Source organism: Pseudomonas sp. IT-P218, assembly GCF_949767605.1.
Taxonomy (GTDB): domain Bacteria; phylum Pseudomonadota; class Gammaproteobacteria; order Pseudomonadales; family Pseudomonadaceae; genus Aquipseudomonas; species Aquipseudomonas putida_AE.
The window spans coordinates 974,277-986,079 of sequence record NZ_CATKQQ010000011.1 but is presented as its reverse complement, the minus strand read 5'-3'; the positions used below and the strand labels follow the sequence as shown (position 1 = coordinate 986,079).

The window sequence follows — 11,803 nt, the reverse complement described above, 5'->3', positions numbered from 1 at the left end:
CACTAGTAAAGTCAAAAAACCGTTCACAGTCAAATTTATGGCGCAATCTGACTGGATCAAGCAGATATTAATTAACCAAACAGATGGTAAACCTTTGCGGCACTCTTCGCTTGGTTGATCTGCGACATCTGATCAACAATTGCCTGACGCTCGCCCATCGTCACCGTCAATAAATCTTTGTACACCGCCAGCAGACTCTCCAGGTGGGCGCGCAGCGCGTCCTCGTCGATCGGTGCTTCAGCGAGCACCTCATCCACGCATTCACGGCAGGCCGAATCCAGCTCGCCGATCGCATCCCAGTTACGTTCGGCCAGCGCATCGATGAGCGCTTCGCGTGTTTCTTCGATCCGTTGCAGTGCTTGACTCATGACGTCATCCTCGGCCCTCAGGCCTGTGGGCTTCCAATCGCATCCCAACCGCTTTTCAGGGTTTCAAGCAGACCTGCTACTTCGTCGATGATGGCCGCGTCGTTTTCTCGATTGGCTTCCATCAGACGCGTCATCATGTAGGCGTACAGATTGTCGAGCTGCTGCAGCGAAGCCGGATCATCGGTTTTTTCCGGATTCAGGCCATCGCGCAGACCGATGATGATGTCCACAGCCTTGCCCATCATCAAACCCTTGAGTGCGATGTCGCCACGCTCCAACGCACCCTTGGCCTGGGCCATGCGGTCCAGCCCGCCTTCCATCAGAAGTTGTACCAGGCGATGTGGATTGGCTTCAGAGATCTGGGCATGGGAATTGACCTTCTGGTATTGGCGAAGGGCTCTCATGGGGTTCATATTTCTACCTCGTGACAGACAGCAGCTTGGAATTGGGAAGGCTCTGATCTTTATGTCGACTGATCGGCACAGAACTTTAGCGCAGACACTTCACCCAAGAAAAAACCCAGGCGCTGTCATTACAGCTTGCCTGGGTTTTTTATGCCTAATCCGGATCAGCTGTCTTTCGGATTGTTCAGCGCATTGAGGGTGGTCATGATGCTGTCGCTCTGGGCGCGCAGTCGGGCTACCAGGGAATCCATGGCGGTGTACTTGGCAGTCAGGCTCGTTTGCAGGCTGGCCATTCGCGCATCAAGAGTGTCTTGCTGCTTTTTCAGGTCATTTAAGCTATCGCTCAAGCTTGTCGAACGCGCAGCAAAAACCCCGGTATTTTTCATCGCGAAGCTGTCCGTCGCAGACTTCATGCGCGCTAGCAAACCGGTATCGCCCGAAAAGATCCCATTGATATCAGCGGCATTAGTGAGCGCCGCCGCATTAAACACTTTGTCATCAATGGAGAGCAGGCCGGTCTTTTGATCGGTCTCGACGCCGAACTGAGCGAGAGATTTCATTTGGCCGGTGCCGCCCATGACATTCAACTCGGTACGCACCGACGACAACAGTGAACGCAGAGAGGCGTCGCCTGTCAGAGCGCCAGTGGTCAACGAACCGTCGGCATTGGTCGTGACTTTGGTCTCGGTATTAGCAGCCGAAATCAGCGCGTTGTAGGTATCAACAAAACCCTTGACTGCCGACTTCAACGCCGTGGTATCGGCAGACACCGTGATGGTGGCTGGTGTCGCCGCACCGCCACCGGACGGAATCGGAGAAACGCCCGTCAACTTGACGGTAATGCCACTCACTGCGTCGGCAATGGTATTGGACTTGGATTCCATCACCACGCCATCAAGCTTGTACTTGGCGTTCTGTGGTGTCGCGAGAACCGAGGTGCCGGTTTCCAGACCGGAATTGCCCGTTAGACTCAGGTCCGAACCGACACCCGTTTTATTGGAAGTCAGCACCATCCGAGAACCATTGGCGTCAGTAAGGATGTTGGCGCTCAAGCCCTGGTTCGCGTACTGGGAATTGATCGAATCGCGGACTTGCTGCAGCGTCGCGCCGGCAGGAATGCTGACGTCGAACGTATCGCTGCCTTGCTTGATGCTCAGAGTAGACGGCGCCGAACCCGAATTGACGACCGAAGACGCGCCGTCTGTGAAAACCTTGGTGGAAATTTTCGATGCAGTTGCCAACTGAGTGACCAGCAGCGAGAAATTGCCAGCAGCGGCACCGTTACCTATTGTCACGGTGGCGACTTTTTCGTCGGAAGACGTGCCGCTCAGGCCGCTGAAGCTGGAAGCGGTTTTCATGTTGTCCAACGCACCACGGAAGGCATCCAGCGCCGCCTGGATTTTGCCGATCGACGACAGCGAGGTGGTTGCTTTCAGCGTCTGATTGTTGATCTGCGTCTGTTTTGGCGCCCTTTCGGAATCCACCAAAGACTTCACAATCGCCTGAGTATCGATGTTCGAACCAATACCGCTAACCGATGTACCCGCCATCCTCTCTCTCCTTATCCAGTAGCTGCCGCCGTTTCCTTGACCAGGAACGTCTTAAACAGCGACAGCAACAAAATTCATGCCAGTTCAGACTTTGTCGTCAAACAGCAAACTACTGGCGTCCGACAGGCTCTGAGCCAGCTTTAGTGCAGCTTCCGAGGGTATCTGACGAATAACCAGACCCGTTTCGGTGGCGATGACCTTGACCACGACGCGGCCAGTGGAATCATCTATGGAAAAATCCAGATTGCGCCGGGCAGCCTGGACAAACTCCTGAATGTCGGTGACAGCTTTTTCCAGCTCGTCACGCTTGGGCTCGGAGTTCGAAGCCTTCACAGCTTCAGCCTTGGGCTGTTCCAACTTTCCAGTGACATTCGGCGTTACGCCTTGCGGGGCAACGGCGGGATAGGACTGGGTCAACTTGACGCTCATGTCCATGCCTGATCTCCTGATCATGAAAATAACAAAAGGGCGCGTAAACGCGCCCTTCCGTCAGTTACCAAGCGCCGGAATCAACCCAGCAGCTTCAGCACAGCCGACGGCAGCTGGTTAGCCTGGGACAGGATCGCGGTGGAAGCCTGTTGCAGGGTTTGCTGCTTGGTCAGCTGAGCAGTTTCGGCCGCGAAGTCAACGTCCTGGATCACGCCACGAGCAGCAGTGGAGTTGTCCGAGATGCTGCGCAGGTTGGCCACGGTGCTATCGAAACGGTTTTGCACAGCACCGAGGTCAGCACGCTGGGAGTCGATCGCGGTGATCGCTTGTGTAATCACATCAACAGCGTTTTGTGCATTGGCAGCAGTAGTCACGTCAGTATTGCTGACAACTGTCTTGGCCGAATTTGCGGAAGTAGCTGCCGCACCACCGAACAAGCCGCCAACGCCAGCACCCGACATCGAATAGCTGTTGGTGGAGTTCAGCGAGATTGCGCCGGTAGCGATGATTGTAGCGCCAGCTGCGGCCAAGGCAGTGTAACCACTAAGAGCACCAGAACCGTTTTTTGTTGCGACCTGTACGCCTACTGCACCGGCATCACCGCCGTCGAATACAAGGTTCTCGCCGGTATCGGACTTCACGGAAAGGGCTTGAGTGGTGGCATCGTAGTTTACGCTGACGCCCAGTTTTGCAGCGTTGGACTTCAACTGATCAGCCAGATCGGAAGTGCTGGTTACACCAACGAAGCTGACCTTGGCACCAGCTACCGTCAAGGAAAAGTTAGCAGGTACCGCAGGTGTAGCAGTTACTTTGAAAGAAACTTCAGTGCTGGCAGTTGCGCTCAAGCCACCTACCGCACCGTTCAACTGAGCGGCAATAGCTTTGGCCGAATCACCGGCAGCAACGGTGATAGTGCCACTGGTCTGGCCACCGCCTGTAACAACGATAGGACCGCCAGTCAGACCACCAGCAGTGCTAGGTGCGTTTGTTACGCTTTTCAGTTGCTGAGAGCCAACTTTGTTAGCAGAAACGTCGCCCAGAGTCATGTTGATCGTCTGGTTGGCGTTTGCGCCCACCTGGAAAGCAGTAGTACCGAATGAACCGTCCAGCAGGTTACGACCACCGAAGGTAGTGGTGGTAGCGATACGGGTCAGTTCAGCAGTCAGAGCCGAGTATTCAGCGTTGTTCGACTTACGGTCTTCAGCGCTTGGCGAGCCGTTCGCGGAAGCCAGGGCCAGGGTACGCATTTTCTGCAGAATGTTGGTGGATTCCTGCATCGCGCCTTCAGCCGTTTGCGCGATGGAGATACCGTCGCCGGCGTTCTTGATGGCGGTGCCCAGGCCGTTGATCTGGCTGGTCAGACGGTTGGAAATTTGCAGGCCAGCAGCGTCGTCTTTAGCGCTGTTGATACGCAGGCCGGAGGACAGGCGCTGCATCGAAGTCTGCAGGTTGCCGGAAGCTTTGTTCAGGTTGTTCTGAACGGTCAAGGAAGCAAGGTTGGTGTTTACGGTTAAAGCCATGACGAAATCCTCGTTGGATGGATACTTCGGCTTCCGGCCCTGACATCCGTCGGGTTTGGCCTAGAGAACCTACGTAATAGTTATCGTCGTGAAGAGGCTTTGCTTGAGCGGTTTTTTGCAAATTTTTAGTGGCAGGGTGCCAGCCCTTTATTTTCAAGGCTTTAACGCCATAAATTCGGCGCCATAAAAACGCAAAACGCCCGGAAATCTAAATTTCCGGGCGCTTTTTATTGCCATTGCAATCGAATGAGTCAACCGCGATAGAGAATCGCCGAACCCCACGAGAGGCCCACGCCAAAGCCGCTGATGGCCACGCGAGTCCACTTGGAATCGAACACGTGGTTCTGCAACAACAGCGGAATGCTCGACGACACCGTGTTACCGGTTTCGAGCATGTCCTTGACGAACTTCTCCGGCTCGCCTTCTTCAAAGCGGCGTGCCACGGCATCGACAATTGCCGCACTGCCTTGGTGAATGCAGAAAGCGTTGATATCGCTGGCCTGCAAATTCGACTCGCTCAGCAACTCATGCAAATGCGCCGGGACTTTGAGCAAGGCAAAGTTGAAGACCTGGCGGCCATTCATGAAGAACACACCGTCGCTGACTTTCAGGTGCGGAGCACCGGAACCGTCGGTGCCGAACTTCGACTTGCCCAATTGCCAGACCGCATTTTCACCCATCCAGGTGGCGGTTGCGGCATCGCCGAACAGCATGGTGGTGTTGCGGTCTTCCGGGTCGACGATCTTCGAATACGGATCGGCGGTGATCAGCAGGCCGTTTTTCAGCCCCGCGGCTTCCATGAAGCCTTTGATCGCATACAGGCCGTACACGTAGCCGGAACAGCCCAGGGAAATATCGAAAGCGGCGACGTGGGTCGGCAGGCCCAGCTTGTCCTGAACGATCGCGGCGGTGTGCGGCAACCCCTCCTCATCCCCGTTCTGGGTGACGACGATCAGACAGTCGATGGACTCACGCTTGAGTTCGGGACTGGCGGCAAACAGCGCATTGGCGGCTTCGACACACAGATCGGAAGTTTCCTGATCGGCAGCCATGCGTGGCAAAAATGCCGAGCCGATCTTGCCAAGGATAAAGGTTTCGTCCTTGTCGAACTTGGCACCCTGGGCGTAATTATCAATCCCGGCTACCGGCACGTAACTCGCTATATTTTTTATGCCAATCATTATGGCTTCCCAATAATAAACAGCTGAACATCGCCGCTCGCTGAATCGAGGGCGTCTACAGTCGGGGCCAGGCCCCCAGAAGAAGCGACGTCGGGATTCAAGCAGTTACCTTGAACAGCCCGCCACCTAACCGCCCGCAGACAGGATACAGTGAAGATGCGCGTTTTGACCGGCGGGTCACTCAGAGATCCACGCTTTATTTGATTTTGTGGTCCGCAGCCCCGCCCCACCCCGCTACGTAGAATTAAAAAAAAATCAAAAAAAAAGGCCAGCCCCCCATGCAGAGGGCTGGCCGCGAGGAGTCAGGACCGGTTCAAAGCTTGTTGAACAGGCTCAGCTGGGAGACCTTGGCGAATGCCAGTTGCGCGGCCTGCAGCATGGTCTGCTGCAAGGTCAGACGCGTCAGCACCTCCGCCGGATCGGTGTTCTTGATCGAATTTCCGGTCGATTCGTTGATCAGGCTGGTGCTGGTGTTCTGCTCATTCTGCATATCCATCACATTGCCCCGTGCACCGATAGCGCCACGTGCCAGGTCCACCTGGTTCTTGGCGTTGTTCAGGTTGGCAATGGACGAAGCCAGCGTGTCTTCGAGGAAACGTTGTGCGACCGGATTACCCTGGGTCGGTGAGTCAAGCGCCGAACGCAGCTGGCTGATGGTGTCGAGCACGTTCTGGGTCTGGTGGGTGTTGACCGCAATATCGAACTGATCACCTGCCGCTGGAACCGCCGGCGTGCCGCCGAGGGTGAAGCTGACACCGGCTGCCGTCGCTACGCCAGCGGTCACGGTCCCGGTGGTCACTGGAGTGCTGCCAGCCGTCAACGGACGGGTGTACATCTCGAACGTCCCGGGACCGGTGAACTTCAGCACCGCTCCGCCTTCCGGGAAGAAGCTCTTGTAATCCGCAGCGTTGGTCACTGCGGCCTGGGAAATGATCGCAGTCGACGTGTTGCTCGGGGCGCGGTTAGCGACGAAACTGTCCGGTTTGGCCGTCAGCTGGAAGCTGTGACCGGCAATGACCGCATCGGCGCTGGCGGAGTCGGCGGGGGTGTCGCCGGCCTGGAACGTAATGTCCAGCTTGAAGGTCACGCCGCGGAAATCGACGTCGGAACCGCCCTTGGCATTCGGATCGAACTTGCCACCGCCACCGGCTTCGGCGGTCACGTCATTACCCGATGCATCGGTGATCTTGTACTGGGTGCTGCTGACGAACGACAGGGTATAAGGCTGGCCGCTGCGGAAGTTCGCATCGAAGGTCGGACCGGAGCTCACCAGACCAGGCGACAGGGCCACACGACCGTCATCGACGGCGGGTGCTGTCATGGTGGTCGAACTACGCGCAGCGTTGATCGCCTGCTGGAAAACGTCCCAGCCGGTATCGTTCAGCCCCAGGGACATCGAGTCGCCGATTTTCAGTTCCAGCTGGGTCTGGTCGCCCTTGTAGCTGTAGGTGCCGTCACTATTGCGTAAAAAAGGCGGGGTGTTGTTGCTGGCGCCGGAGAAGATGTACTTGCCGTTGGCGTCCTTGCTGTTCATCAGGCTCAGCAATTGCTCTTCGGACTGCTTGAGCTCGGCGGCAATGGATTTGCGGTCATCGTCGTTCAACGATCCGCCACCCGCCCGAATCGCCAACTCGCTGACTTTCTGCAGCACGTTGTTGATGCTGTCCAGCACGCCCTCTTCCTGCGCCTGGGCCGTGTTCAACGCGTTGATGTTGGTGGTGTACTGACCCAACATGGCTTTCTGCTGCTCGAGTTGCAGCAAGCGCGCCGCGCCGACCGGATCATCTGCCGCGGTCTCGAGTTTCACGCCACTACTGGCCTGCTCGGCCGTCTTCATCACGTTGTTGAGGTTGCGCTGATAGTTGGCAGCAGTGGTCGCGTAGTACTGTGCAGTAGAAATTCGCATGTTCTACGGTTCCTTAAAGAGCATTGATCAGGGTGCTGAAAATTTCCTGCGCAGTCTTGATGATCTGCGAAGAGGCCGTGTAGTACTGCTGGTACTTGGTCAGGTTGCCGGCCTCTTCATCGAGGTCGACGCCCGACAGCGAGTCACGCGCATTGCGCGCCCCGGTGACGATGGTGTCGGTCGCCGTGGCATCGAGTTGACCCTGCTTGGTCAAGGAGCCAACGGTGGACACCAGGCCACCATAGGCCTCGGTAAAACTCACACCGGGACTGGTCGCAGTCGCGCCGACCGTGGCCTTGGTCTGCAGGGCCAGCAACGCCTGTGCGTTGCGGTTGTCGGTGCTGTCTGCGGCGGTCATCGCAATATTGAAGCTGTCGCCCGCCTTGGGACTGCCGCTGACGGTCATGCCGACACTGAAGGTCTTGGCCGCGCCGCTGGCATCGGTGTACGGCACCGAAATGTTCAGGTCGTTGTTCTGGCCGGGCACGATGTTGCCGGTGCCGATACTGACCCCCTTGGCATCGAACACCTCATAGGCACTGGCGCTGGTCATCAGCATTCGAACCGGCATCGACGCCTTGACCGCGCTCTGCACTTCCAGGCGCTGGGCCGAATCGTAGATGTCCAGGTTGGTCTTCAGGGTCGGCTGGCTGGCATCCCCCGTACCGTTATTGCCCTGGGCCTTGGTGGACGTCAGCGGTGCAGACGTGGCCAGGCGCTTGGCGTCGGTCATGACGGTGGCCATGTCCGCGGCGGAACTGCGGGTCGGGGTAATCTTGAAGCTGTCGCCGCTGTTTACCGCACCGGCGTTGAGGCTCAGGCTGAAGCCATCGATGACCGGTGGCGGTGTCGTGCCCAGGTCGAAACTGCCCATGTCGGTATTGTCCGACAGGCGCCGCACGCTGTAGCCGGTGGCGCTGGTGAAGGTCACCTGGTAATCGCTGGCCGCCAGCTTGCCGGTGTCCTTGATGGTGACGTTCAGGTTACCCGACGCCGGATTGTTCTTGGCATTGGCAATGCTGCGCTGACTGATGGCCGCGGCACTGTTGATGTCATTGAACAACGCTGCGCCGAAGTTACCGCTCTGGTCCAGCCCCTGCCCCAACTGCTTGTTGACCTGATCGGCGACGACCATGGCGATACGCCCCAGGCCATTGACCGCCGGGGTCAATACCTCATTGCGATAACGCAACAGCCCGCCCATCTCGCCGCCGCTCATCACGTTGGTGATGTCGATCGACGATCCGTTGCGATCCATGATGATCGAGGAACGGGTCGGGTCGGCCGGGTCGGCGGCCACGCGCAGTTTGTTGACGGTGTCGCCCACCACCAAAGGCTGGCCGCTGCCCAGGTAAATATCCATGCGCCCTTCGGTCTCAGTGACCTGGGTGCCCACCAGCTCATTGAGCTGGCGGATGGTTTCGTTACGCTGGTCCAGCAATTCGTTGGGCGTGCCACCCGAGCCACTGACTTCACTGATTTTCTTGTTGTACGCGGCAACGGTCGACGCCAGCTTGTTGACCTGGTCGGCCATCGAACCCAGCTGATCGTTGATGTAGCTGCCTTGCTGCTTCAATTGCCCGGAGATGGCATTGAAGCGGCTGCTCAAGCCTTGGGCGTTGGTCAGCAACGCTTGGCGCGCGGCATTGTCGTTGGAGTTGCCGGCCAGCGTTTGCAAGGACGAGAAAAAAGCCTGCAAGGATTTGGTCACACCGGTGCCGCTGTCGGACAGCAGCTTGTCGACCTGGGTGGCCTGTCCCAGGTAAGCCTGCGCATCACTGTTGAGCGACGTCGAGGTCTGCAACTGCGCGTCGAGGTAGCTGTTGTACACCCGACGCACGTCGGCCAGCGTGGTACCGGTGCCGATGAACACATTGCCGTACTGAATCGAGCCTTTGGTGCCCTGCACAGTTTGTTGGCGCGAGTACCCGACGGTATCGACGTTGGAAATGTTGTTACCGGTAGTCACCAATGAGGCGTGGCTAGCGGATAGACCCGACATTCCGATGTTGAGCAAACTCATGGTTCAGACCCTTATGTCTATAAAGGCGTGGTTGAAACGCCCGCCGCAGCGTAGTTCTGATAACTCGTCATCTGCCTGGCTATCTGCGAAATCTTGCTGGCGTAAGCCGGGTCGGTTGCGTAACCGGCCTTTTGTAGCTCGCGCACAAACTGTTCGGGGTTATCGGCCGACTTCACGACATCTTGATAGCGATTATTGGTTTGCAGCAGCGTTACAAGGTCATGGAAGCTGTCCTTGTAGGAGTCGTAGGAACGGAACTCGGCCGTCTCCTTGACCATCTCGCCATTCCTGAATTCGCTGGTGATCGCCCGCGCCGAATCACCCTGCCAACTGCTGCCGGCCTTGATGCCGAACAGGTTGTGGCTGCTGCTGCCGTCCTGGGCCCGCATGACCGATTTGCCCCAACCGGTTTCCAGGGCGGCCTGGGCCACCAGGTAACGTGGGTCGACACCAATGCGATCGGCCGCTTCCTTGGCCATCGGCAGCATGGTGTTGACGAATTCGTCGGCGGAGCTGAAGGCTTTTTTCGCCGGTGCCAGGGGGATTTGCGCGATGGCGCGCCCGTGGATCTGCAGGGACCCGCTCGACGCCATTTGCGCGTTCGCCAGCCAGTCGCCGTTGTACAAGGGGCCGGAACCGCTGCTCGCGACGCGCTCGGGCAATGCCGCTTTGTTGACTGCGGTGGCACTGGTCGGCGTGGCGGAAGGCACCAGCCCGGCGAGCAAGCGGTCGGCCAGTTTTGGCGGCAGGGCCAGGCGGCGCTGATTGATCAGCGCCATGTCATTGCGATGGGCGCCCTCGCCTGTCGGCGCACTGAGCGAACGCGAGGCCCACAATGGGCGCTCGCCATTGACCCGGGACAGTGGCCCGTTGATCGCCACCGTGCCAGCGGCCACTGGTGTCTGCGCAGCCGCTTTCGCCGCTTCCTGCTTGGCCGCCGACAGTGTCGCCGCTTCACCCGGCGCCAGCGGCTTGTTCTTCGACATCTGCCGCATCAGCACGTCCGCCAGGCCGATACCGCCGCCTTCGCGGGACATGGAAACCGCCAGTTGCTGGTCGTACATTTCCTGGTACTGCTTGGCCTCGGCGGTGTTCATCGGGTTGTCCTTGCCCAGCGACTCGGTGGCCGAGCGCATGGACTTGAGCATCTCGCCGAGGAACAGCGACTCGAATTCCTGCGCCACCTTGCGCATGTTGGCGTCGCTGTTCTTGTCGCCGACCTTGAGCTGGTTCAGCCGGTTCAGGTCGGAAAACGCACCGGAATCGCTGCTGCTGACCCGACCGCTCTTGTTCATGTCCATGGTCGCCGTCCTCAGATCACGATCAGGTCGGCTTGCAAGGCGCCAGCCTGTTTCAGTGCTTCAAGGATCGCCATCAGGTCACCCGGTGCCGCGCCGACCTGGTTCACCGCACGGACGATTTCGTCGAGGGTGGTGCCTGGGCCGAACTTGAACATCGGCTTGGCTTCCTGCTCGGCATTGACCCGCGAGCGCGGCACGACCGCGGTCTGGCCATTGGACAGAGGGCCGGGCTGGCTGACGATCGGGTCTTCGGTAATGGTCACGGTCAGGCTGCCGTGGGTGACGGCGGCCGGGGAAACCTTGACGTTCTGGCCGATCACGATGGTGCCGGTGCGCGAGTTGATGATGACTTTGGCCACCGCCTGGCCTGGATCGATTTCAAGGTTTTCCAGGATCGACAGATAGTCGACACGCTGGCTCGGGTCGAGCGGCGCCGTGACGCGCACCGAGCCGCCGTCGATGGCCTGGGCCACGCCTGGGCCGAGCATGTCGTTGATCTTGTCGACGACGCGCTTGGCCGTGGTGAAGTCGGAGCGGTTGAGGTTCAGGGTCAGGCTGTTGCCCTGGTTGAATCCGCTCGGCACCGCTCGCTCGACCGAAGCACCGCCGGGGATGCGCCCGGCCGATGGAACGTTGACCGTGATCTTCGAGCCATCGCGACCCTCGGCATCAAAACCGCCGACCACCAGATTGCCCTGGGCCACCGCATAAACGTTGCCGTCGATACCCTTGAGCGGCGTCAGCAGCAAGGTGCCGCCGCGCAAGCTTTTGGAGTTACCGATGGACGACACGGTGATGTCGACCTGCTGCCCCGGCTTGGCGAACGCCGGCAAGTCGGCACTGATCGACACCGCCGCGACGTTCTTCAATTGCACGTTGCCCGAGCCCGGCGGCACCTTGATGCCGAACTGCGAGAGCATGTTGTTGAAGGTCTGCAGGGTGAACGGGGTCTGCGTCGTCTGGTCGCCGGTGCCATTGAGCCCGACCACCAGGCCGTAGCCGATCAATTGGTTGGAGCGCACGCCGGAAATGCTGGCGATGTCCTTCAGGCGCTCGGCTTGAGCACCGAACGCTGCGGACATCAGGAACGCAGCCACCATCAGGTGTTTGAAATTCAATGT

The 11,803-nt window shown here is 58.6% G+C and carries 10 protein-coding genes; all 10 read right to left on the bottom strand.

All coding sequences use genetic code 11. The features are described 5' to 3' along the window. Positions 1 to 71: 71 nt before the first annotated feature. Positions 72 to 368 (bottom strand): flagellar protein FliT, encoded by a 297-nt coding sequence (fliT, locus tag ACM6I6_RS11375; protein ID WP_274074843.1) that lies wholly within the window; start codon positions 366 to 368, stop codon positions 72 to 74. A 17-nt stretch (positions 369 to 385) separates the two neighbouring features. Beyond that, positions 386 to 781 carry a flagellar export chaperone FliS gene (gene fliS, locus ACM6I6_RS11370; protein WP_274074842.1) on the bottom strand — a complete coding sequence of 132 codons (396 nt, stop codon included), beginning with the start codon at positions 779 to 781 and terminating at the stop codon, positions 386 to 388. Positions 782 to 936: 155 nt separating this feature from the next. Continuing rightward, entirely contained in the window at positions 937 to 2,322 is a 1,386-nt protein-coding gene (fliD, locus tag ACM6I6_RS11365; protein ID WP_274074841.1) for a flagellar filament capping protein FliD, read from the bottom strand. 84 nt (positions 2,323 to 2,406) lie between these two features. Further along, positions 2,407 to 2,757 (bottom strand): flagellar protein FlaG, encoded by a 351-nt coding sequence (locus tag ACM6I6_RS11360; protein WP_274074840.1) that lies wholly within the window; start codon positions 2,755 to 2,757, stop codon positions 2,407 to 2,409. A gap of 74 nt (positions 2,758 to 2,831) precedes the next feature. Beyond that, the gene (locus ACM6I6_RS11355; protein ID WP_274074839.1) at positions 2,832 to 4,271 is read right to left on the bottom strand and encodes a flagellin; all 1,440 of its coding nucleotides are present in this window, start codon (positions 4,269 to 4,271) and stop codon (positions 2,832 to 2,834) included. Between the two features lie 251 nt (positions 4,272 to 4,522). Further along, positions 4,523 to 5,452 (bottom strand): ketoacyl-ACP synthase III, encoded by a 930-nt coding sequence (locus ACM6I6_RS11350; protein ID WP_323608650.1) that lies wholly within the window; start codon positions 5,450 to 5,452, stop codon positions 4,523 to 4,525. A gap of 313 nt (positions 5,453 to 5,765) precedes the next feature. Continuing rightward, positions 5,766 to 7,358, bottom strand: a complete 1,593-nt coding sequence (locus tag ACM6I6_RS11345; protein WP_414919896.1) for a flagellar hook-associated protein 3 — start codon at positions 7,356 to 7,358, stop codon at positions 5,766 to 5,768. Positions 7,359 to 7,371: 13 nt separating this feature from the next. Next, positions 7,372 to 9,381, bottom strand: coding sequence for a flagellar hook-associated protein FlgK (flgK, locus tag ACM6I6_RS11340; protein ID WP_274074836.1), 2,010 nt, complete (start codon positions 9,379 to 9,381; stop codon positions 7,372 to 7,374). A 17-nt stretch (positions 9,382 to 9,398) separates the two neighbouring features. Beyond that, positions 9,399 to 10,682, bottom strand: a complete 1,284-nt coding sequence (gene flgJ / locus ACM6I6_RS11335; RefSeq protein WP_323608652.1) for a flagellar assembly peptidoglycan hydrolase FlgJ — start codon at positions 10,680 to 10,682, stop codon at positions 9,399 to 9,401. A gap of 11 nt (positions 10,683 to 10,693) precedes the next feature. Beyond that, a complete protein-coding gene (locus ACM6I6_RS11330; protein ID WP_274074987.1) occupies positions 10,694 to 11,782 on the bottom strand; it encodes a flagellar basal body P-ring protein FlgI in 1,089 nt (362 codons plus the stop codon). Positions 11,783 to 11,803 lie beyond the last annotated feature (21 nt).

What these genes read in the sequence shown, in the direction of transcription:
- fliT (WP_274074843.1), bottom strand. Translation starts at nt 368, where the DNA reads ATGAGTCAAGCACTGCAACGGATCGAAGAAACACGCGAAGCGCTCATC.
- fliS (WP_274074842.1), bottom strand. Translation starts at nt 781, where the DNA reads ATGAACCCCATGAGAGCCCTTCGCCAATACCAGAAGGTCAATTCCCAT.
- fliD (WP_274074841.1), bottom strand. Translation starts at nt 2,322, where the DNA reads ATGGCGGGTACATCGGTTAGCGGTATTGGTTCGAACATCGATACTCAG.
- ACM6I6_RS11360 (WP_274074840.1), bottom strand. Translation starts at nt 2,757, where the DNA reads ATGGACATGAGCGTCAAGTTGACCCAGTCCTATCCCGCCGTTGCCCCG.
- ACM6I6_RS11355 (WP_274074839.1), bottom strand. Translation starts at nt 4,271, where the DNA reads ATGGCTTTAACCGTAAACACCAACCTTGCTTCCTTGACCGTTCAGAAC.
- ACM6I6_RS11350 (WP_323608650.1), bottom strand. Translation starts at nt 5,452, where the DNA reads ATGATTGGCATAAAAAATATAGCGAGTTACGTGCCGGTAGCCGGGATT.
- ACM6I6_RS11345 (WP_414919896.1), bottom strand. Translation starts at nt 7,358, where the DNA reads ATGCGAATTTCTACTGCACAGTACTACGCGACCACTGCTGCCAACTAT.
- flgK (WP_274074836.1), bottom strand. Translation starts at nt 9,381, where the DNA reads ATGAGTTTGCTCAACATCGGAATGTCGGGTCTATCCGCTAGCCACGCC.
- flgJ (WP_323608652.1), bottom strand. Translation starts at nt 10,682, where the DNA reads ATGGACATGAACAAGAGCGGTCGGGTCAGCAGCAGCGATTCCGGTGCG.
- ACM6I6_RS11330 (WP_274074987.1), bottom strand. Translation starts at nt 11,782, where the DNA reads ATGGTGGCTGCGTTCCTGATGTCCGCAGCGTTCGGTGCTCAAGCCGAG.